Raw genomic sequence first — 21968 nt, forward strand, 5'->3', positions numbered from 1 at the left:
GTAGCTGCGAGGAGCTACAGCGGATTGTCTGCCGCCGGGTATTGCCTTGTTGCTCGCTTACTTCTTGCGGTTGGCAACGTGAATCGCGTGGCCGCTGACCGCCAGGGCGGCCTCGTGCAGCGCTTCGGACAGCGCCGGGTGGGCAAAAACCATCATGCCCAGGTCTTCGGCGCTGGTGCCGAACTCCATGGCGATAGCGCCCTGCTGGACCAGTTCGGCGGCGCTCGGGCCGATCACATGGACGCCCAGCACGCGGTCGGTCTTGGCATCGGCGATGACCTTGACGAAGCCTGCGGTATCGTTGGCGGCCATGGCGCGGCCGCTGGCAGCGAAGGGGAAGACGCCGACGTTGATGGCCACGCCTTCGGCCTTCAGAGCCTGCTCGGTCTTGCCCACGCCGGCGATTTCCGGGTGGGTGTAGATGACGGCCGGGATCAGGTCATAGTTCATCTGGGCCTTGTGACCGGCGATGCGCTCGGCGACCACCACACCTTCTTCCGAGGCCTTGTGGGCCAGCATGGCACCGCGGACCACGTCACCGATGGCATAGACGCCCGGCACGCTGGTGGCGCAGTAGTCGTCGACATAGATGAAGCCACGCTCGTCCAGGGTCACGCCGCTGTCGGCGGCCAGCAGGTCGGTAGTCACCGGGCGGCGGCCGACCGCGACGATCAGCTTGTCGAAGGCCTGCGACTTCTCGCCTTCGGCATCGACGAACTTGACGGTGACCTGCTTGTTCTTGACCTCGGTGCCGGTGACGCGGGCACCCAGCAGGATCTTCAGGCCTTGCTTGGTGAGAATCTTCTGGGCTTCCTTGGCGACCTGTTCATCGACGGCCGGCAGGAACTTGTCCATGGCCTCGAGCACGGTGACCTCGGCACCCAGGCGAGCCCAGACCGAACCCAGCTCCAGGCCGATCACGCCGGCGCCGATCACGCCGAGTTTGCCCGGAACGTTCTGGAAGTCCAGGGCGCCGGTGGAGTCGACGATGACATCCTGATCGACCGGAGCCGGCGGAATTTCCACCGGCTTGGAACCGGAAGCGAGGATGACGTTCTCGGTGTCGAGTACCTGGCTGCTGCCGTCGGCAGCGGTGACTTCGACCTTCTTGCCGGCCAGCAGCTTGCCATGACCTTCGAACAGGGTGACGCCATTGGCCTTGATCAGCGAGGCGACCCCGCCGGTGAGGTTTCTGACGATCTGGTCCTTGCGGGCGATCATGGTCGGCACGTCGATGGCGACTTCGCCGGTGCTGATGCCGTGGAGCTTGAAGCTCTCGTGTGCCTCGTGGAACTTGTAGGAGCTGTCCAGCAGCGCCTTGGAGGGAATGCAGCCCACGTTCAGGCAGGTACCGCCAAGCGCGGTCTTGCCTTCCTTGCCCTTGTACTTCTCGATCAGGGCGGTCTTGAGGCCAAGCTGGGCAGACTTGATGGCAGCCACGTAGCCGCCGGGGCCTGCACCAATCACAATCACGTCGAACTTCTGGCTCATAGCGAATCCTCTTCTTTAAAACGGCGTAAAGCCGCCGGCACGGGCTTTCCTGGAAAAGCCTGTGCGGGCAGCTTGCGATCTCAGATCAGACGTCCAGCAGCAGGCGAGCCGGGTCTTCCAGGAGATCCTTCATGGTCACCAGGAAGGTAACGGCCTCCTTGCCATCGATCAAACGGTGATCGTAGGACAGGGCAAGATACATCATCGGCAGGATGACGACCTGACCATTGACGGCCATCGGACGCTCCTGGATCTTGTGCATGCCGAGGATGGCGGTCTGCGGCGGGTTGACGATCGGAGTCGAGAGCAGGGAACCGAACACGCCACCGTTGGAGATGGTGAAGGTGCCGCCGGTCATTTCCTCGATGGTCAGCTTGCCGGCCTTGGCCTTCTTGCCGAACTCGTTGATGCCACCTTCGATCTCGGCCAGGCTCATGAACTCGGCGTTGCGCAGCACCGGCACCACCAGACCACGATCGCTGGAAACGGCCACGCCGATGTCCTGGTAGCCGTGGTAGACGATGTCGTTACCGTCGATGGAGGCGTTGACGCCCGGCTGGCGCTTCAGGGCTTCGACAGCGGCCTTGACGAAGAAGGACATGAAGCCCAGGCGCACGCCGTTGTGGGTCTTCTCGAACAGATCCTTGTACTTGGCGCGCAGCTCCATGACCGGCTTCATGTTGACTTCGTTGAAGGTCGTCAGCATGGCCATGGAGGACTGGGCCTCGACCAGGCGCTCGGCGACCTTGGCGCGCAGGCGGGTCATCGGCACGCGCTTCTCGACGCGATCGCCGGCCGCGAACAGCGGAGCGGCGGTGGCGGCGGGCGCCGGCTGGCCGGCAGGAGCGGACTTCTTGGCTTCCGCGGCGGCGACCGCGTCTTCCTTGGTCACGCGACCGCCCTTGCCGGTACCGGTGATGCTGTCGGCAGCGATGGCGTTTTCCTCGGCGATCTTGCGGGCGGCCGGGGACAGGATCGGCGCTTCGGCAGCGGCCGGAGCGGCGGCAGCCGGAGCCGGGGCAGCAGCCGGAGCGGCGGTGGCCGCACCACCTTCGGTCAGCTTGCCGAGCAGTTCGCCGCTGAGCACGGTGTCGCCTTCGTTCTTGACGATCTCGGCGATCACGCCGTCCGCTTCAGCAAGCACTTCCATCACGACCTTGTCGGTTTCGATGTCGACGATCAGCTCGTCACGCTTGACGGCTTCGCCGGGCTTTTTGTGCCAGGTGGCGACGGTGCCGTCCGCGATCGATTCCGGGAAAGTCGGGGCTTTGATATCGATAGCCATTATCTAGAGTTCCTATTGATTCGTTGCTTCTGCGAGAAGGCGTTAAACAGTGAAAGCGTCCTGCAGCAGTTTTTCCTGCTGCTCGGCATGCATCGACGCGTAACCGCAAGCCGGAGCGGCCGACGCCTCGCGACCAGCATACTGGAGGAACAGCTCCTTCTTGTGCGCGCTGGCGACGCGACGCATGTGATGCTGACTGCAGTACCAGGCGCCCTGGTTCATCGGCTCTTCCTGACACCAGACCACATGCTTGAGGTTGGTGTACGGCGCCATGACCTCGGCCAGTTCCTCTTCCGGGAACGGATAGAGCTGCTCGATACGGACGATGGCGATGTCCTCGCGACCTTCGGCATGGCGCTTGTCCAGCAGGTCGTAGTAGACCTTGCCGCTGCACAGGACCAGACGCTCGACCTTCTTCGGATCGAGGCTATCGACCTCCGGCAGGACCGGATGGAAGGAGCCGAGAGCCAGATCTTCCAGGGTGGAGATCGCCGATTTGTGACGCAGCAGCGACTTCGGCGTCAAGGCCACCAGCGGCTTGCGCAGCGGGCGGATCACCTGGCGACGCAGCATGTGGTAGACCTGCGCCGGGGTGGTCGGCACGCAGACCTGGATGTTCTGCTCGGCGCACAGTTGCAGGTAGCGCTCCAGACGTGCGGAAGAGTGCTCCGGACCCTGGCCCTCGTAGCCGTGCGGCAGCAGCATGGTCAGGCCGCACAGGCGTCCCCACTTGGTCTCGCCGCTGCTGATGAACTGGTCGATCACCACCTGGGCACCGTTGGCGAAGTCGCCGAACTGGGCTTCCCAGATCACCAGCGCGTTCGGCGTGGTGGTGGCATAGCCGTATTCGAAGGCCAGCACGGCCTCTTCCGAGAGGAAGGAATCATACAGCTCGAACTTCGGCTGTCCCTCGTAGAGGTTCTGCAGCGGGATGTAGCGGCTGGCATCCTTCTGGTTGTGCAGCGCGGCATGGCGGTGCGAGAAGGTGCCACGGCCGACGTCCTGACCGGTGATGCGTACCGGATGGCCTTCCTTCAGCAGAGTGGCGTAGGCCAGGGTCTCGGCGCAGCCCCAGTTGATCGGCATGGCGCCGACGCCCATGCGGCCGCGATCCTCGAGGATCTTGGCAACCTGGCGCTGGACCACGAAACCTTCCGGGATCTGCAGCAGCTTGGCGTTCAGTTCCTGCAGGGTCTTCAGCTCGAAGCTGGTGTCGTGACGAGCGGTCCAGGCATGGCCCAGATAGGGGGTCCAGTCGACGAACAGCTCGGTGTTCGGCTCCTTGACCAGGCTCTTGAGCACGTGCTGACCGTTATCCAGCGCGGTACGGTATTCGTCGACCTTGGCCTGGACTTCTTCCTGGCTCAGGCTGCCCTCCTTGACCAGCGCGTCGGCATACAGCTCGCGGGTGGTGGGCTGCTTGGCGATCTTCTGGTACATCAGCGGCTGGGTGCCGCTCGGCTCGTCGGCCTCGTTGTGACCGCGACGGCGGTAGCAGACCAGATCGATGACTACGTCGCGCTTGAACTGCATGCGATAGTCGACGGCCAGTTGGGTCACGAACAGCACGGCTTCCGGATCGTCGCCGTTGACGTGCAGTACCGGCGCCTGAATCATCTTCGCCGGATCGGTGCAGTACTCGGTCGAACGGGTGTCGACCGGGTTACTGGTGGTGAAGCCGACCTGGTTGTTGACCACGATGTGAATGGTACCGCCCGTCTTGTAGCCGCGGATCTGCGACATCTGGAAGGTTTCCATCACCACGCCCTGACCGGCAAAGGCCGAGTCGCCGTGGATGGAGATCGGTACCACCTTCTCGCCGGTAGCGTCGACGCGACGGTCCTGGCGGGCACGCACGGAGCCCTCGACCACCGGGGAGACGATTTCCAGGTGCGAGGGGTTGAACGCCATGGCCAGGTGCACTTCGCCACCCGAGGTCATCACGTTGGAGGAGAAGCCCTGGTGGTACTTCACGTCACCGGAGCCCAGTTCGACCAGATGCTTGCCTTCGAACTCGTCGAACAGGTCGCGTGGATTCTTGCCCAGCGCGTTGACCAGCAGGTTCAGACGGCCGCGGTGAGCCATGCCGATGACGACTTCCTTGGTGCCGTAGGAGCCTGAGCGCTGGATGATCTCGTCGACGACCGGCACCAGGCTCTCGCCGCCTTCCAAACCGAAGCGCTTGGTGCCCGGATATTTGGTGCCCAGGTATTTTTCCAGGCCTTCGGCAGCGCTCAGGCGCTCGAGCAGGTGGCTTTTCGCCTCCTTGGAGTACACCGGACGACCGCGTACGCTTTCCAGGCGCTGGGCGAACCAGTTGCGCTGCTCGGAATCGACGATATGGGTGAATTCGGCGCCGATAGTGCGGCAATATGTCTCCTGCAATGCCTGCAGGATTTCGCGTAGGGTCGCCTCTTCCTTACCGATGTAGAGCTCTCCGGTACGGAAGGGGGTATCCAGATCGGCGTTGGTCAGCCCGTAATGGGTGATCGACAGGTCGGAAGGCGCAGTGCGCTGCCACAGACCGAGCGGATCCAGTTGCGAGGCCTGATGGCCGCGCGTGCGGTAAGCCTGGATCAGACGCAGGACTTCGACCTGCTTCTTCTCGTGTTCGGTGCTTACGCTGGAGGTTGCGACCGGCTGTGCACGCCGCTGGTTCTTGGCCAGCAGAACGAACTGGTCGCGGACGGGAGCGTGCGGAACATCGGTGGAGGTACCGGCTTCGGCGGGCAGCTTCTCGAAATAGGTGCGCCACTCTTCGGGCACAGCGTTGGGGTCGTGCAGGTAAAGCTCATAGAGCTCTTCCACATAAGCAGCATTTCCACCGGAAAGGTGGGCACTGTTCCACATGCGCTGCATAACGCTATCTTGCATGCTTGGTCACCCTCTTGAGGGGATACCATCGGCGCGAGCCGCACATGGTCGTTCCAAAGTCATGGAGCAGCGACTTTGGTAAAGCCACTACGGATCCCACAGATAGTCCGAGCGTTGCCCGGATGCCCCTGCTAGTCAAATTCTTCATAGGAGCGCGGCTTCATGAGCTGCGGATCCATCTTTGGCTACGACGCCGGAATCGCTTCCGACGCCGCAGATACGCGCTATCGCCAGGAACCGCTTAGGTACCGCTACGCAGCAACATGTCGCGCACGTGACCGATGGCCTTGGTCGGGTTCAGGCCTTTCGGGCAGACATACACGCAGTTCATGATGCCGCGGCAACGGAATACGCTGAACGGGTCATCCATGGCAGCCAGACGTTCCTGGGTCTTGGTGTCGCGACTGTCGGCCAGGAAACGATAGGCCTGCAGCAGTGCGGCGGGACCGAGGAACTTGTCCGGGTTCCACCAGAAGGACGGACAGGAGGTCGAACAGCAAGCGCACAGGATGCACTCGTAGAGACCGTCCAGCTTCTCGCGCTCTTCCGGGCTTTGCAGACGCTCGATGGCCGGGGCGGGAGTATTGTTTTGCAGGTAGGGCTGCACCTTCTCGTACTGCTTGTAGAAGGTGCTCATGTCCACGACCAGGTCGCGGATGATCGGCAGTCCGGGCAGCGGGCGAATGATCAGTTTGCCCTCCTTCACTACGCTGGACAGCGGAGTGATGCAGGCCAGGCCATTCTTGCCGTTCAGGTTCATGCCGTCGGAACCGCACACGCCTTCGCGGCAGGAGCGACGGTAGGAAAAGCTGCCGTCACGCTCCTTGATCAGGGCCAGGACGTCGAGGACCATGAGATCCTTGCCGTCGATGTCAATGTTCAGATTCTGCATGTAGGGAGCAGAGTCCTGCTCCGGGTTGTAGCGATAAACGCTAACTTGCAATGTCTTGGGCAGCGACATATCGATAACCCTTAATAAGTACGTACTTTGGGTTCAAACGCCGGAACGGTCTTCGGCGCGAAGTTGACGGCACGCTGAGCCACGCGCTTCTCACCCGGGAAGTACAGGGTGTGGCACAGCCAGTTCTCGTCGTCGCGGCCTTCGAAGTCCTCGCGGGCGTGGGCGCCACGGGATTCCTTGCGGGTTTCCGCGGCGATCGCGGTGGCCTCGGCCACTTCGAGCAGGTTCTGCAGTTCGAGAGCCTCGACGCGAGCGGTGTTGAACGCCTGGCTCTTGTCGTTGATCTTGACTTCGGCAATACGACCACGCAGCTCGGCCAGTTGGGCGATGCCCTTCTGCATGTATTCGCCGGTGCGGAATACGCCGAAGTAGTTCTGCATGCACTGCTGCAGTTCCTGCTTGAGCGGAGCGACTTCCTCGCCACTGGTACGTTCGTTCACGCCAGCCAGACGCTTGAGGGAGCTCTCGATGTCGGACTCGCTGGCTCCGCGGGTATCGATACCTTCCTTGAGGGCTTTCTCCAGGTGCAGGCCAGCAGCGCGACCGAACACCACCAGGTCAAGCAGCGAGTTGCCGCCCAGACGGTTGGCGCCATGGACAGATACGCAGGCCACTTCGCCCACGGCGAACAGGCCTTCGATGATCTTGTCGTTGCCGTTGGCATCCTGGGTGATGGCCTGGCCATGGATGTTGGTGGCCACACCACCCATCATGTAGTGGCAGGTCGGGATGACCGGGATCGGCGCAACCACAGGGTCAACATGGGCAAAAGTCTTGGACAGCTCGCAGATGCCGGGCAGGCGGCTGTGCAGGACTTCCTCGCCAAGGTGGTCGAGCTTCAGCAGCACGTGGTCCTTGTTCGGACCGACGCCATTGCCGGCGATCACTTCCTTGACCATCGAACGAGCCACCACGTCGCGACCGGCGAGATCCTTCGCGTTCGGCGCATAACGCTCCATGAAACGCTCGCCATGGGCATTGATCAGGTAGCCGCCTTCGCCGCGGCAGCCTTCGGTCACCAGTACACCGGCACCAGCAATACCGGTCGGGTGGAACTGCCACATCTCGATGTCCTGAACCGGAACACCGGCACGCAGAGCCATGCCTACGCCGTCACCGGTGTTGATCAGCGCGTTGGTGGTCGAAGCGTAGATACGCCCGGCACCACCCGTGGCCAGGACCACAGCCTTGCAGCGGATGTAAACGGTTTCGCCGGTTTCGATGCAGAGAGCGATGACACCAACCACAGCACCGTCCTGGTTCTTCACCAGATCGACGGCATACCACTCGTTGAGGAACGAGGTACCAGCCTTCAGGTTACCCTGGTACAGGGTGTGCAGCAGCGCGTGACCGGTACGGTCGGCAGCGGCACAGGTACGAGCTGCCTGGGTCGGGTTATCCGGCCCTTTGGACTGACCACCGAACGGACGCTGATAGATCCGGCCGGTTTCGGTACGGGAGAACGGCAGCCCCATGTGCTCGAGCTCGAAGACGGCTTCCGGGCCAACCGAACACATGTACTCGATGGCGTCCTGGTCACCGATGTAGTCCGAACCCTTGACGGTGTCGTACATGTGCCAGCGCCAATCGTCGTTCGGGTCCGCCGAAGCGATGGCGCAGGTGATGCCGCCCTGCGCGGAGACAGTGTGCGAGCGAGTCGGAAACACCTTGGTGACCACTGCAGTCTTGTGGCCGCCCTGAGCCAGTTGCAGAGCAGCACGCATGCCAGCACCACCGCCGCCGACGATGATTGCGTCGAAGGAAAGCGTACGAATGTTAGCCATGGATCAGATACCCCAAAGAATCTGCACACCCCAGACGAAAAACGCGAACATGGCGATGCCACACGCGGCCTGGAAAAGGAAACGCACGACGGTCGCCAGCTTGCCCAGCGCCATCGGAGTCAGGTAGTCGGTCGAGATGGTCCACATGCCGACCCAGGCGTGTACGCTCAGGGCGACGAGAGCCAGCAGACTGAAGATCCGCATACCGGTGCTGGAGAACAGACCATGCCATTCGGCGTAGCTCAGATCCGAGCTGAAGAACAGGTAACCCAGCAGGAAGAGGGTGTATGCCGCGAGAATGACCGCGGAGACACGCTGGGCCATCCAGTCGTAGAGGCCCGAGCGCGAGAAATTCGTGACATTGGTTACCATATCCAAACCCCCGACAGCAGGATCAGCGCTACCGAAACGCCGATAACGATTTTCGAGCCCTTGGTGCCGCCTTCCAGCGTTTCACCGATGCCCGTATCCATGATCAGATGGCGCACGCCGGCCACCAGGTGGTACAGCAATGCGGACACCAGGCCCCACGCCACCAGCTTGACCAGCGGGCTGGCCAGATACCCCTTCACCTGCTCGAAGCCTTCCTCCGACGACAGAGACTTGTCGAGCCAGGACAGCAGCACGACAATTCCCAAGAAGAGGATGACACCAGAGATACGGTGAAGAATGGACGTGTAAGCAGTGACAGGAAGTTTGATTGTCCTAAGGTCTAGGTTTACAGGTCGTTGGCTTTTCACGGCTTTCATTCACTGTGAGAGCCCTGGCGAGCAGGGCGAAGTTGTTGGGATGTGCACTGGTCAGGTACCCACCACCCAGAGAGCGGCAACCTCCAGAATACGCGGCTCCAAAGCCCCTGGCGGTCGGTTGCCGAGTATAGACAGTTAGGGTACTAATGACAACGCAAGCACCCTCAACAAAGTAGTGATTGCACTAAGGCTATTAATCACGTAAATAGCTTCTTTTTTGCGTGCAAACCATTCTGAAACGAACGCCCCACTACTACTTTGGTGCAGATTGCTTTCAGACTCGTCACCCCTATAGTGACACTCTATAGATAGAGGCGACTCCGCGTGGGGTTCGCCGACGATACCTAGCAGAAAGCTCAAAAAGGAGGCCACTCATGGCTGACAAAAAAGCGCAGTTGATCATCGAGGGCAACGCTCCCGTTGAACTGCCCATGTTGACCGGTACTGTCGGTCCTGATGTGATTGATGTACGCGGTCTGACCTCAACGGGCCATTTCACCTTCGATCCTGGCTTTATGTCCACTGCTTCCTGCGAATCGAAGATTACCTATATCGATGGCGACAAGGGCATCCTGCTGCACCGCGGTTATCCGATCGAACAACTCGCGGAAAAATCCGACTATCTAGAAACTTGTTATCTGCTGCTGAACGGCGAACTGCCTAATGCCGATCAGAAAGCCAAGTTCGTCAACAATATCAAGAACCACACTATGGTTCATGAGCAGTTGAAGAACTTCCTCAATGGATTCCGTCGCGATGCCCACCCGATGGCCGTGATGTGCGGTGTCGTCGGTGCCCTTTCCGCCTTCTATCACGATTCGCTGGATATCAATGACCCGCAGCATCGCGAGATTTCCGCGATCCGTCTGGTAGCCAAGATGCCGACCCTGGCCGCCATGGTCTACAAATACTCCCTCGGCCAGCCGCTGATGTATCCGCGCAACGATCTGGACTACGCGGAAAACTTCCTGCACATGATGTTCAACACCCCGTGCGAAGTGAAGCCGATCAGCCCGGTTCTGGCGAAGGCCATGGACCGCATCTTCGTCCTGCACGCCGATCACGAGCAGAACGCCTCGACCTCCACCGTGCGTCTGGCCGGCTCCTCGGGCGCCAACCCGTTCGCCTGTATCGCTGCCGGCATCGCGGCCCTCTGGGGTCCGGCACACGGCGGCGCCAACGAAGCCGTGCTGACCATGCTCGACGAGATCGGCGATGTTTCCAACATCGAGAAGTTCGTGGCCAAGGCCAAGGACAAGAACGATCCGTTCAAGCTGATGGGCTTCGGCCATCGCGTCTACAAGAACTTCGACCCGCGCGCCAAGGTCATGAAGCAGACCTGCGACGAAGTGCTGTCCGAACTGGGCATCAACGATCCCCAGTTGGAACTGGCCATGAAGCTGGAAGAAATCGCGCGCAACGATCCTTACTTCAAGGAGCGCAATCTCTACCCGAACGTCGACTTCTACTCCGGTATCATTCTCAAGGCGATCGGCATTCCGACCAGCATGTTCACCGTGATCTTCGCCCTGGCTCGTACCGTGGGCTGGATCTCGCACTGGAAGGAAATGCTCTCCGGCCCGTACAAGATCGGCCGTCCGCGCCAGCTGTACACCGGCTACGAGAAGCGCGACTATATCTCGGTGGAAAAACGCTGATAGCGTTTTCCGTCCGACGGAAAAAGGCTGCGTTTTCACGCAGCCTTTTTTATTGGTCGTCCATTCGCGTATCGGCTCGCTCCGTACGGACACATATCGCTGCCGAGACCTCGTCTCAACGCGTTTCCTGTTCCAGCCAGGCGAGCAGCCGCAACGCCTCCTCCCGACTGTCGCCGCAGACAGCCGCATCCGCCCCGAAGGCCGAACAGACCGCCGGCCGCCCGGGCTTGTCGAACAAGGCGCACAAACTCTCCACGGACAGATGCAGGCAATGCTCGCCTGCCGGCTTGCCGAACGGCATGCCCGGGAGCGGCGAACTGATGGAAGGAGCAATGCAGCAGGCACCACAACCCGCGCGACACTTCATGAGCGGACCTCGCAAGACGAACAACCTCCAGGGAAGGTCGAGTATCTTAGTGCCGAACTCGACGAGCCGCTAAGCCATCCCCCGCCCCGCGCCTCCTCCCCACCACCGATCGGTCGCCCGCCCACGCCAGTCCGGAGCCATATTCCATGCCAATCTGGGTGCAAACCGCACTGCTGCTCAGCCTTTCGAACATCTTCATGACCTTCGCTTGGTACGGCCACCTTCGCACCCTCAACAGCAAGCCCTGGGCCGTTGCCGCCCTCCTCAGTTGGGGAATCGCACTGTTCGAATACCTGATCATGGTTCCGGCCAACCGCATCGGCTACACCGAACTCAACGTGGGCCAGTTGAAGATCATGCAGGAAGTGATCACCCTGATGGTCTTCGTTCCCTTCAGCGTGCTGTTCATGCACCAGCCCCTCAAGCTCGACTACCTGTGGGCCGGACTCTGCCTGCTGGGCGCGGTGTATTTCATCTTCCGCGGCTGAGCGCCTTCGCGACACCCAGCTCCCGACCACATCCCATCGGCGGGTATGGACCCGGAGAGGGTTTACACTGATACCACTGTCCGCCAGCGAGTCTGGCATCCCCCTGCACGGAGCCCTGGAGCTGCCCATGGACAAGTGGTTGGTGATCGATCTGGAAGCCACGACGGACGAAGGTGGCTGGCCGGTGGCGGACATGGAAATCATCGAAATCGGCGCCAGCCTGGTGAATAGGAACGGTCACGAACTGGATCACTTCAAGCGCTTCGTGCGTCCCTTGCGTCGTCCTCTCCTGACCCTCTTCTGCCAGGAACTCACCCACATAGCCCAGTCCGACATCGACTCCGCCACCCCGCTGCCCATGGTCTGGGAGCAGTTCGAGCACTGGCTCGCTCCCTATCGTCCACGCCTGGCGGGCTGGACCAGTTGGGGCGACTACGATCGCCGGCAACTGGAGCAGGAATGGCGCCGCCACGGCCTTGCCAGCAGCCTGATCCCCCTTTCCCACGTCAACCTGAAACAGCGTTTCGCCGATACTCGCCAGTTGAAGCGCCCGGTCGGTCTGCGGACTGCCCTGCAACTCGCCGGCATGAGCTTTCAGGGACAACAGCATCGGGCGCTGGAGGATGCGCGCAACACCGCCCGCCTGCTGCCGCTGACGGCCATGCCCGACGCTCAAAACGGATGACGCGGTAGAATGCCTTATGCATACTTGCGGGCCTTTTTTCAGCCTTCCCGAGGACTCAGCATGTTCAAGGTCAACGAATACTTCGACGGTACCGTCAAATCCATCGCCTTCGGCACCAGCCAGGGGCCGGCCACCATTGGCGTGATGGCGTCGGGCGAATACGAATTCGGCACCAGCCAGCTGGAAATCATGCACGTGATCGCCGGCGCCCTGACCGTGAAGCTGCCGGGCAGCGAGCAGTGGGAAACCTTCGAAGCCGGCAGCCAGTTCACCGTTCCCGCCAACAGCAAGTTCCAGTTGAAAGTCGCCACGGATACCGCCTACCTCTGCGAGTACCGCTGACCGGAGCGGTCCCTGGAGCACCTGCCGGCGATCCGGGGACCGGGCGAAACCGCGACGATGCCCCATCGCTCCTCCATCCTCCCTCCGCGACTCATCCGCCTGTATGCACGACAGGCCGACCAGCCCCTCCCCGCACCGTCCCGGGCGACTAGACTGCAGAGCGCAGCCCATCAGCCGAGGGAAGCCGATCATCATGTGTCCGTGCAAACACAGTCCCCAGCGCCTTACCGCCCTCCTGCGTTCCCGCCAGCCCAGCGGCGGAGCCGTCATCGATGAACAAGGGCGGGAAATTCCCATTACCGAGGGCATGATCCAGAAGGCCTGCCGGCTTCTCGACAAGACTTGGGCAGCGGCTCCGCGCCAAGCTCCCGTCGACGGCCACAGGTCGGACTAGACCGGCTCGGCCCCCAGCGCCCGCACCAGTTGCCGCAGGCGCGGCGCCTCGCCGCTCAGCCGCACGCGCAGGCCGTCGATCTCCCGGCGCGGCGGATAGTGCTTGCGCAGGGCGTCGAAAGCGCTGCGCCTGGCCTGCTCGTCGCCTTCCAGGGACCGGCGGAAATCGGCATCGTCCCGGCGCGGGTCGTATACGGCCCGGCACAGGGTCGCCAGCGCCCAGGCCGGATCGGCTCTGCCGTCGAGTCCCAATTCGCCCAGCCAGGGCGGTGGTAGCAGTTCGTCCAGCAGCACGCCGGGCGGCACGCCCTGTTGTTCGCAGAAGGCCCGATAGACCTGCGCCGTACCGCGCAGCTTGCCATCCAGGCTATAGCCGGCGATATGCGGCGTGGCGATATGACAGAGCCCGGCCAGGGCGACATCCACCAGCGGCTCGCCCTCCCAGACGTCCAGTACCGCCTGCAGGTCGGTACGGCCGGCGAGCGCCTCGCGCAGCGCCCGGTTGTCCACCACCGCGCCGCGACTGGCGTTGATCAGCCAGGTACCCGGCCGCAGCCGCGCCAATTGCTCGCGACCGAACAGGTGCCGGGTCGGATGCGCGCCTTCGTGGGTCAGCGGCGTATGCACGCTCAGCACGTCGCACTCGCGCAACAGGGTGGGCAGATCGACGAAATCGCCCCGCTCCAGCGCCTGGCGCGGCGGATCGCAGACCAGCACGCGCCAGCCGAGCCCGCGCAGCACCTCGACCAGCCGCCCGCCGACCTGACCGGCCCCGACCACCCCATAGCAGCGGGAGGCGAGGTCGACACCCTGCCGCTCGGCCAGGCTCAACAGGCTGCCCAGCACGTAATCGACCACGCCGCGGGCGTTGCAGCCCGGTGCACTGGCCCAGGCGATCCCGCGTCGGCGCAGATAGTCCAGATCCAGATGATCCGTGCCTATGGTGCAAGTGCCGACGAAGCGAACCCGGCTGCCTTCCAGCAGAGCGGCATCGACCCGGGTCACCGAGCGCACCAGCAGCACGTCGGCATCCCCCAGCGAACCGGATACGATGGCGCGACCGGGCAGTTGGCGGATCTCGCCGAAGGCGGAAAAGAAGGCGTGGACCAGAGGAATGTTTTCGTCGGCGAGGATACGCATGGCGGACTCCTTTCAGGGGTATCCATTCTAGAGTCCCTCCGGGCTCCGGCGTGAGTCGCATCGAACAGCCGAATGCCGCCATGCGGTGTTTGACAGGCAATCCGCAGGACTTAGACTACCCGCCCCTCCGTTCCGCCCGGCGATACCTACATGCCACCCGAACCGCGCCTGCGGCGGTTGCGCCGTGAACTGCGCGCGCTCGCCGACCTCGCCCTGCCGATCGTCGTCGCGCAACTGGCGCAGATCGCCATGGGTTTCGTCGATACCCTGATGGCCGGCCGGGTCGGGCCCGAAGCCCTCGCCGCGGTCGCCCTCGGCAACTCGTTCTGGGTACCCGCCTATCTGCTGAGCACCGGCATCCTGCTGGCCACCACGCCCAGGGTGGCGCACCTGCGCGGCGCCGGCCGGCAGCCGGAAATCGGCCCGCTGGTCCGCCAGGCGCTCTGGCTGGCCCTGGCGGCCGGCAGCGCCGCCGCGCTGCTGTTGTGGAACGTCGAGCCGGCCCTGCACCTAATGCGGGTCGAAGCCAGCCTGATCGAACCGACCATGGGCTATCTGCGCGCGGTCGCCTGCGGCATACCGGCCGTGGCCCTGTACTACGTGCTGCGCTGCTTCAGCGACGGACTCGGGCATACCCGGCCGAGCATGCTGATCGGCATCGCCGGACTGCTGCTGAACATCCCGGCCAACTACGTTTTCATCCACGGCAAGCTCGGCCTGCCGGCCATGGGCGGAGTCGGCTGCGGCTGGGCGACCGCCCTGGTGATGGTCTTCATGCTGCTGGCCATGCTGTTCTGGGTGAGGCATGCCCCCCACTACCGGCCCAGCCGGCTGTTCGAGCGCTTCGATCGTCCCTGCTGGCCGGAACTGCGCCGCCTGCTGGCCGTCGGCCTGCCGATCGGCGTGGCGGTGTTCGCCGAAGCGAGCATCTTCTCGGTGATCGCCCTGCTGATCGGTGGCCTGGGCGCCCAGGTGGTCGCCGGGCACCAGATCGCCCTGAATTTCTCCGGCCTGGTGTTCATGGTCCCCTACTCCCTGGGCATGGCGGTCACCGTTCGCGTCGGCCATGCCCTGGGCCGCGGCAGTCCCCGCGACGCCCGCTTCAGCGCCGGCACGGGGATAATCGCAGCGCTCGGCTTCGCCACCCTCGCCGCCGGCCTCATGCTGCTGCTGCGCGAGCGGATTCCCCACATCTACAGCAGCGACCCGGCGGTGATCGCCATCGCCAGCAGCCTGCTCCTCTATTCCGCGCTCTTCCAGTTCTCCGACGCCATCCAGGTGACCGCCGCCGGCGCCCTGCGCGGTTACCAGGACACCCGCGCGATCATGTCGATCACCCTGCTCGCCTACTGGGGAGTCGGCCTGCCGATCGGTTACGGCCTCGGCCTGGGCGGATGGCTCGATGAGTCCAGCGGCCCGCGCGGGCTCTGGCAGGGCATGGTGATCGGCCTGAGCTGCGCCGCCCTCCTGCTGGGCGCACGCCTGATCCGCAGCGCACGCCGGCACATTCACGGACCCGCCGCGGCTTGAACCGGCCTCCTGCACGCTCCACCGCCCGTATCGGCATCACCCGCTCATCGCGCTGACGCCAGTCGTCGGCGACCTCGTTCAAGATGTCAGTAAAACGTTTCGTTCACGGCCGAAGCGGACAAAGCTTTTCGCCGACGAAAGTGCACTTAATTTAAATAACCATGGAAAACCAACCGGCGACTTGAGCGGACGGCAGCGTAACAACGGGAAACTTCATCTTATCTCCGAAAAGCGACCGCCTATCGGTTGACGGATGAACATGACAATCCTGTAAAAAACCCTGAACTACACTTTGCCACTTCTGCATGGATTACTTCGTTGCGGTTCGGCAAAGTAACATTAACTCGCTAGCAGCAATCGAACGGGAATGACCATAGCGAAGCCATAAATATATAAATATAAAAACATGGAAATCCACGAAGTACCCTGCTGTTGTTCGCACGGTGGATCGAGTGCCGAGCAAGCATTCCGGCGATGAACATGACCGAAAGACCGGACGCCAGCCCGTACGAGGCGGTGTACAGGCGGTTCGCGCGTCCCGGAATGGCTGTTTGCTCGTCTTCAGGAGGCCGACGCCAAATCCTGGGGCGGTAGCGTACCCGAACGGGAAAGAACGCCAGCATACATATCGCGAAACCACGAAAACATCGTCTCGCTCGTCCCGGAAAGTTTCGATGACTGACAATGGAAAGTCCGCCACGGACTTCAACTGAAGCATCTGCAATTGTCGACACCGATCTTTCCATACTCTGCCGCCCCAACTCCGGAAGCATACAAAGTGCTCGAACGGATATTGATCGTCTGCATCGGCAACATATGTCGAAGTCCCAGTGCCCAGGCATTGATGAGCGAAGCGCTATCCCACGACAAGCGAACCGTGAGAATCGATTCCGCCGGTCTGGCGGCACGGGTCGGCCTGCCGATGGAACCCACCGCCCGCGCGGTACTGCTCGAACACCGGCACCGTCCACCCACACACCGGGCCTGCCAACTGGAGCGCAGCATGCTGCAACAGGCCGATCTGGTGCTGGTCATGGAGCGCCAACACCTCGACAGCATCTACCGGATCGCCCCCGAGGCGCGCGGCAAGACCTTCCTGCTGGGCAAATGGCAGGACGAAGCGGAAATCCAGGACCCCTTCCGCCGGGATCGGACGGCCTTCGAACAGGCCTACCGACAGATTCGCACGGCCGTCGAGGCATGGACCGTGCGCCTGAGCCATTGACTGCCGGAGCGCCTCCTCCAGGGAACCTCCCCATGCACCCCACTTCCATATCCAGCCGGCAAGACCGCGAGGAAGCCGGCATCGACCTGCGCAAGTTGCTCGGCGCCCTGCTCGACCACAAGTGGCCGATCCTCGGCCTGACCCTCCTGTTCTTCCTGGGCGGCACCCTCTACGGCCTGTTCGCCACACCGATCCACCGCACCAGCGCCCTGGTTCAGATCGAGAAGAAAAGCGGCACCGTTCCGGGACTGGAGATGGGGGACTTCACCCAGGCCTCCAGCGCCAGGACGGAAATCGAACTGATCCGCTCGCGCAGCCTGATCGGCCAGGCGGTCGACAACCTGCACCTCGACGTCCGGGCCACGCCCCAGCGCTTTCCGCTGCTCGGCGACTACCTCGCCCGCCGCCACCGGGGCCCGGAGCCCGCGCCGCCCTTGCTCGGTCTGCAGGAATACGCCTGGGGGGGCGAGAAGATCGACATCCTGCGCTTCGAGGTCGAGCCGAGCCGGATCGGCAAGGCTTTCCTGCTCATCGCCGGGGAAGACGGCGCCTTCACCCTGCAGGAAAGCGAGGGCGAGCCGCTGCTGCGGGGACGGGTCGGCGAAGCCATCGAACGGAACGGCATCCGCCTGCAGATCCGCGAACTGCAGGCCCGGCCGGGTACCCGCTTCACCCTGAAGAAGGCGAGCCGTTCGAGCACCGTGCGCAGTTACCGGAACGCCTTGCAGCTCACCGAACTGGGCACCGACACCGGCCTGATCACCGTGGCCATGGAACACCCCGACCCCGAGCACGCCAGCCGAGTGGTGGACGAGATCGGCCGCCTGTTCGTCCGCCAGAATATCGAACGCATGTCCGCCGAGGCCAACGGCAGCCTGGAGTTCGTCCGCAGCCAGTTGCCGGAAGTGCGACGCGAACTGGACCAGGCCGAAGGCGCCCTGAACGACTACCGCAAGCGACACGGCTCCGTCGATATCGCCATGGAAACCGGCACCGTGCTCAGCCAGGCCGTCGACCTGGAAACGCGGATCTCGGAACTGAGGATGCAGCAGGCCGAACTCGACCGCCGCTTCACCCCCGAGCACCCGGCCTACAAGACCCTGCTGCTACAGATCCAGGGCCTGACCCAGCGCAAGAACGAAATCGCCAGAAGGGTGCAGAGCTTGCCGGAAACTCAGCAGGAACTCCTGCGCCTGTCGCGCGACGTGCAGGTCGGCACCACTATCTACACCCAATTGCTGAACAAGGCCCAGGAACTGGATCTGGTCCGCGCCGGCACCATCGGCAACGTGCGCATCGTCGATCCGGCGGTCATCGACGGCGGCCCGGTCGCCCCGAACAAGAGCCTCATCCAGGTGCTCGCCACCCTGGCCGGAGCGCTGCTGGCGATCGGCTTCGTGCTGCTGCGCCGCTTGCTCGATCCGGGCCTGGAAACCCCGGAAGCCATCGAACAACTGGGCCTGCCGGTGTACGCGGCGGTACCCTTCAGCGCCCACCAGGTCCATGCCAAAATCCGCCGCCGCCTGCCGGCCGGCGATCCCGCCATCTCGCCGCTGCTCGCTCTCGGCCACCCGAACGATCCGGCGGTGGAAGCCCTGCGCAGCCTGCGGACCAGCCTGCACTTCATCACGCTGGGCGCCCAGGACAACCGCCTGGTGATTTCCGGTCCCGGCCCGCAGGCGGGCAAGAGCTTCATCTGCGCCAACCTGGCCGCCGTCGTCGCCCAGGCCGGCAAGCGCGTGCTGCTGATCGACGTGGACATGCGCAAGGGCCACCTGCACAAGCTGCTCGGCATGCCGGCGAGCCCGGGGCTGGCGGAGCTGCTCGGCGGGCACTGCACGCTCGCCGACGCGCTCCACCCGACCCCGCTCGAAGGCCTGTTCCTGCTGCCACGGGGCCAGCTCCCGCCGAATCCCTCGGAGCTGCTGATGCGCCCCGAGTTCGCGGCCACCCTCGAACAGGCCAGCGCGAGCCACGACCTGGTCATCCTCGACACCCCGCCGCTGCTGGCCGTCACCGACGCCGCCATCGTCGGCCGGCAAGCGGCCACCACGCTGATCGTGACCCGCTTCGGCGTGAGCTCCGCCCACGAAATCGAGATGACCGTCAGGCGCTTCGCGCAGAGCGGCATCGAAATCAAGGGCGCCATCCTCAATGGCCTGGAAAAGCGCGCCGCCACCTACGGCTACGGCCACGCCGCCTACCACCACTACGAGTACAAGTCGGACAACGCCTGAGCCGTTGCCGGACCGGGAGTCCCTTCCACCCAGCCGATCGTTACGGGCATCGCCATGCATACTCTGGAAGACCTGAAACTCGCCATCATCGGACTCGGTTACGTCGGCCTGCCGCTCGCGGTCGAATTCGGCAAGCGCCGGCCGGTCGTCGGCTTCGACATCGACCATGCGCGCATCGCTGCCCTCGAGGCCGGGCACGACCGGACCCTGGAAGTCGACGACCACGAACTGCGGGAAGCGCGCCAGCTCCGCTACAGCGCCGATATCGCCAGCCTGGCCGACTGCAACTTCTACATCGTCACGGTGCCGACGCCGATCGACTCGCACAAGAAACCCGACTTGCTTCCCCTGATCCGCGCCTCGGAAACCATCGGCCAGGTGCTGAAGCGCGGCGACATCGTCGTCTACGAGTCCACCGTCTATCCCGGCGCCACCGAGGAAGGCTGCGTTCCCGTGCTCGAACGGGTTTCCGGCCTGGCGTTCAACCGCGACTTCTACGCCGGCTACAGCCCGGAACGGATCAACCCCGGCGACCGCGAGCACCGTATCACCGGCATCCGCAAGATCACCTCCGGCTCCACCCCCGAGGTGGCCGAACTGGTCGACGCGCTGTACCGGGAAATCATCGCCGCCGGCACCTACAAGGCGGACAGCATCCGCATCGCCGAGGCGGCCAAGGTGATCGAGAACACCCAGCGCGACCTCAACATCGCCCTGGTCAACGAACTGGCGGTGATCTTCAACCGCATGGGCATCGACACCGAAGCGGTGCTGCAGGCGGCCGGCACCAAATGGAACTTCCTGCCGTTCCGCCCCGGCCTGGTCGGCGGCCACTGCATCGGCGTCGATCCCTACTACCTGACCCACAAGGCCGAGGCCATCGGCTACCACCCGGAAATCATCCTCGCCGGCCGGCGCCTGAACGACGGCATGGGCGGCTACGTGGTCTCTCAACTGATCAAGGCCATGCTCAGGCGGCGCATCCAGATCGACGGCGCCCGCGCCCTGGTCATGGGCCTGACCTTCAAGGAAAACTGCCCGGACCTGCGCAACACGCGCGTCGTCGACATCATCCAGGAACTGCGCCAGTACAACATCTCGGTCGATGTCTACGACCCCTGGGTCGACGCCGAGGAAGCCCGGCGGGCCTACGACATCAGGCCGCTGGACTCACCGCCGGCCAGCGCCTACGACGGCATCATCCTCGCCGTCGCCCACCACCAGTTCCGCAGCATGGGCGCACCGGGCATCCGCCGTTTCGGCAAGCCCGGCCACGTCCTCTACGACCTCAAGTACCTGCTCAAGCCCGACGAAGCGGATCTGCGCCTATGACACGCTACCAACGCCTGCTCCACGACCTGCCGCAAACGCCCGCCACCTGGCTGATCACCGGGGTGGCCGGGTTCATCGGCTCAAACCTGCTGGAAACCCTGCTCGGACTCGACCAGTGGGTGGTGGGCCTGGACAACTTCTCCACTGGCCACCCGCACAATCTGGAAGAGGTCCGCCAAAGGACTTCCGCGCCGCGCTGGGCCAGGTTCCAGCTCATCCGCGGCGATATCCGCGAGTTGCACGACTGCCGCCAGGCGATGACCTTCGCGGCGGTCGTGCCGGGCTGCCGGCCCCGGCCGGTCGAGCACGTCCTCCACCAGGCGGCCCTCGGCTCGGTGCCGCGCTCGCTGGAAGACCCCATCGCCACCAACGCCAGCAATGTCGACGGCTTCCTCAACATCCTGGTGGCCGCCCGCGATGCCGGGGTCAAGAGCTTCACCTACGCCGCCAGCAGCGCCGCCTACGGCGACCACCCCGGTCTGCCGAAGATCGAGGACATCGTCGGTCGGCCGCTCTCCCCCTATGCGGTGAGCAAGTACGTCAACGAACTGTACGCCGACGCTTTCGCCCGCAACTACGGGCTGCACAGCATCGGTCTGCGTTACTTCAACGTCTTCGGCAAGCACCAGGACCCGGAGGGCGCCTATGCCGCGGTGATCCCGAAATGGATCGCGGCAATGCTGCGCGACGAGGAGGTGTTCATCGACGGCGATGGCAGCACCAGCCGCGACTTCTGCCACGTCGACAACGCCGTGCAGGCCAACCTGCTCGCCGCCTGCGCCGAAGCCCGCGCGCGCAATCAGGTCTACAACATCGCCGTCGGCGAACGCAGCACGCTCCAGCAGTTGTTCCAGGCGTTGCGCCAGAGCCTGGCGAAAAACGGCGTGCGCTACGGCCGGGCGCCGCTCCATCGAGATTTCCGTCCGGGAGACGTACGCCATTCCCTGGCGGACATCGGCAAGGCGCGGCGCCTGCTGGGCTACCTCCCGCAATACGACCTGCGGACCGGCATCGCCCAGGCGATGCCCTGGTACATCGCCCGGAACCCGACGTCGGTGTCTTCGTCGTCCGCGCCGGCGCAATTCGCTGCGCAACGGTGAAAGTTGTGTGAGCCTCGGCATAGCTGTTTGCCGAGTGGCCGGATACCTTCTGTTTCGGCCCCCCGGCCGAGTCACTTTTTCTTGTCTGGCCAAGAAAAAGTAACCCAAAAGAAGGCCACCCCCTCATCCGGCCCTGCGCTTCGCTCCGGGTTCCCTCCCTACATCGCCGTTCCAGGGGCCCGCCGCGAAGGGCCATCCATGGCCCATCGCGGCTCTCGCGGCATCCTTGCCGCTCGACCCCTTCCACGACGATTCCGCTCGGCCTCCTGAAGGGGGCATCCGGCGCGGCCTGGCAGGCCGTGCCGCAAGAAGGGCAAAAGTGCCTTC

19 protein-coding genes are annotated in these 21968 nt (G+C 63.6%); 10 read left to right on the forward strand and 9 right to left on the reverse strand.

All coding sequences use genetic code 11. The annotated features are described in order from the left end of the window. Nucleotides 1–57: 57 nt before the first annotated feature. The 7 genes from lpdA to sdhC form a co-directional block, all read right to left on the reverse strand. Nucleotides 58–1491, reverse strand: a complete 1434-nt coding sequence (gene lpdA, locus AVCA_RS13540) for a dihydrolipoyl dehydrogenase (RefSeq protein WP_012701528.1) — start codon at nucleotides 1489–1491, stop codon at nucleotides 58–60. 85 nt (nucleotides 1492–1576) lie between these two features. Continuing rightward, nucleotides 1577–2776, reverse strand: a complete 1200-nt coding sequence (gene sucB, locus AVCA_RS13545) for a dihydrolipoyllysine-residue succinyltransferase (RefSeq protein WP_012701529.1) — start codon at nucleotides 2774–2776, stop codon at nucleotides 1577–1579. Between the two features lie 42 nt (nucleotides 2777–2818). Next, the gene (locus AVCA_RS13550) at nucleotides 2819–5650 is read right to left on the reverse strand and encodes a 2-oxoglutarate dehydrogenase E1 component (protein WP_012701530.1); all 2832 of its coding nucleotides are present in this window, start codon (nucleotides 5648–5650) and stop codon (nucleotides 2819–2821) included. A 241-nt stretch (nucleotides 5651–5891) separates the two neighbouring features. Further along, entirely contained in the window at nucleotides 5892–6611 is a 720-nt protein-coding gene (locus tag AVCA_RS13555; protein WP_041807250.1) for a succinate dehydrogenase iron-sulfur subunit, read from the reverse strand. Nucleotides 6612–6622: 11 nt separating this feature from the next. Then, a complete protein-coding gene (sdhA, locus tag AVCA_RS13560) occupies nucleotides 6623–8395 on the reverse strand; it encodes a succinate dehydrogenase flavoprotein subunit (RefSeq protein WP_041807252.1) in 1773 nt (590 codons plus the stop codon). 3 nt (nucleotides 8396–8398) lie between these two features. Continuing rightward, nucleotides 8399–8767 carry a succinate dehydrogenase, hydrophobic membrane anchor protein gene (gene sdhD / locus AVCA_RS13565; protein WP_012701533.1) on the reverse strand — a complete coding sequence of 123 codons (369 nt, stop codon included), beginning with the start codon at nucleotides 8765–8767 and terminating at the stop codon, nucleotides 8399–8401. Beyond that, nucleotides 8761–9144: a succinate dehydrogenase, cytochrome b556 subunit gene (gene sdhC / locus AVCA_RS25025; RefSeq protein ID WP_175555944.1), complete on the reverse strand. Its 384-nt coding sequence runs from the start codon at nucleotides 9142–9144 to the stop codon at nucleotides 8761–8763. The genes sdhD and sdhC overlap by 7 nt, the downstream gene beginning before the upstream one ends. Nucleotides 9145–9518: 374 nt before the next feature. Between sdhC and gltA the strand changes: the two genes are divergently transcribed. After that, nucleotides 9519–10802: a citrate synthase gene (gene gltA, locus AVCA_RS13575; protein ID WP_012701535.1), complete on the forward strand. Its 1284-nt coding sequence runs from the start codon at nucleotides 9519–9521 to the stop codon at nucleotides 10800–10802. 115 nt (nucleotides 10803–10917) lie between these two features. Here the strand turns inward: gltA and AVCA_RS13580 are convergent, their stop codons facing one another. After that, a complete protein-coding gene (locus AVCA_RS13580; protein ID WP_012701536.1) occupies nucleotides 10918–11169 on the reverse strand; it encodes a YkgJ family cysteine cluster protein in 252 nt (83 codons plus the stop codon). Nucleotides 11170–11315: 146 nt separating this feature from the next. Here AVCA_RS13580 and AVCA_RS13585 point away from each other — a divergent pair, with 146 nt between their 5' ends. The 4 genes from AVCA_RS13585 to AVCA_RS26795 all read left to right on the forward strand — a co-directional run bounded on the left by AVCA_RS13585 (nucleotide 11316) and on the right by AVCA_RS26795 (nucleotide 13078). Continuing rightward, a complete protein-coding gene (locus AVCA_RS13585) occupies nucleotides 11316–11657 on the forward strand; it encodes a DMT family protein (protein ID WP_012701537.1) in 342 nt (113 codons plus the stop codon). A gap of 127 nt (nucleotides 11658–11784) precedes the next feature. Next, nucleotides 11785–12342, forward strand: coding sequence for a 3'-5' exonuclease (locus tag AVCA_RS13590; RefSeq protein WP_012701538.1), 558 nt, complete (start codon nucleotides 11785–11787; stop codon nucleotides 12340–12342). A gap of 60 nt (nucleotides 12343–12402) precedes the next feature. Beyond that, nucleotides 12403–12684 carry a pyrimidine/purine nucleoside phosphorylase gene (gene ppnP / locus AVCA_RS13595; protein ID WP_012701539.1) on the forward strand — a complete coding sequence of 94 codons (282 nt, stop codon included), beginning with the start codon at nucleotides 12403–12405 and terminating at the stop codon, nucleotides 12682–12684. Between the two features lie 193 nt (nucleotides 12685–12877). Beyond that, nucleotides 12878–13078 carry a PA1571 family protein gene (locus AVCA_RS26795; RefSeq protein ID WP_041807254.1) on the forward strand — a complete coding sequence of 67 codons (201 nt, stop codon included), beginning with the start codon at nucleotides 12878–12880 and terminating at the stop codon, nucleotides 13076–13078. Here the strand turns inward: AVCA_RS26795 and pdxB are convergent. Beyond that, the gene (gene pdxB, locus AVCA_RS13605; RefSeq protein WP_012701540.1) at nucleotides 13075–14217 is read right to left on the reverse strand and encodes a 4-phosphoerythronate dehydrogenase PdxB; all 1143 of its coding nucleotides are present in this window, start codon (nucleotides 14215–14217) and stop codon (nucleotides 13075–13077) included. The genes AVCA_RS26795 and pdxB overlap by 4 nt on opposite strands. A 150-nt stretch (nucleotides 14218–14367) precedes the next feature. Here pdxB and AVCA_RS13610 point away from each other — a divergent pair, with 150 nt between their 5' ends. The 5 genes from AVCA_RS13610 to AVCA_RS13630 all read left to right on the forward strand — a co-directional run bounded on the left by AVCA_RS13610 (nucleotide 14368) and on the right by AVCA_RS13630 (nucleotide 21641). Further along, on the forward strand, nucleotides 14368–15747 hold the full coding sequence (locus AVCA_RS13610; protein ID WP_012701541.1) for an MATE family efflux transporter: 1380 nt from the start codon (nucleotides 14368–14370) through the stop codon (nucleotides 15745–15747). 778 nt (nucleotides 15748–16525) lie between these two features. Then, nucleotides 16526–16972: a low molecular weight protein-tyrosine-phosphatase gene (locus AVCA_RS13615; RefSeq protein ID WP_012701542.1), complete on the forward strand. Its 447-nt coding sequence runs from the start codon at nucleotides 16526–16528 to the stop codon at nucleotides 16970–16972. A gap of 32 nt (nucleotides 16973–17004) precedes the next feature. Then, nucleotides 17005–19209 carry a polysaccharide biosynthesis tyrosine autokinase gene (locus tag AVCA_RS13620; RefSeq protein WP_012701543.1) on the forward strand — a complete coding sequence of 735 codons (2205 nt, stop codon included), beginning with the start codon at nucleotides 17005–17007 and terminating at the stop codon, nucleotides 19207–19209. A 54-nt stretch (nucleotides 19210–19263) separates the two neighbouring features. Continuing rightward, nucleotides 19264–20541: a Vi polysaccharide biosynthesis UDP-N-acetylglucosamine C-6 dehydrogenase TviB gene (tviB, locus tag AVCA_RS13625; RefSeq protein WP_012701544.1), complete on the forward strand. Its 1278-nt coding sequence runs from the start codon at nucleotides 19264–19266 to the stop codon at nucleotides 20539–20541. Further along, nucleotides 20538–21641, forward strand: coding sequence for an NAD-dependent epimerase/dehydratase family protein (locus AVCA_RS13630; protein ID WP_012701545.1), 1104 nt, complete (start codon nucleotides 20538–20540; stop codon nucleotides 21639–21641). Before tviB ends, AVCA_RS13630 begins: the two co-directional genes overlap by 4 nt. Nucleotides 21642–21968 lie beyond the last annotated feature (327 nt).

It is taken from the genome of Azotobacter vinelandii CA, assembly GCF_000380335.1.
Lineage (GTDB): Bacteria > Pseudomonadota > Gammaproteobacteria > Pseudomonadales > Pseudomonadaceae > Azotobacter > Azotobacter vinelandii.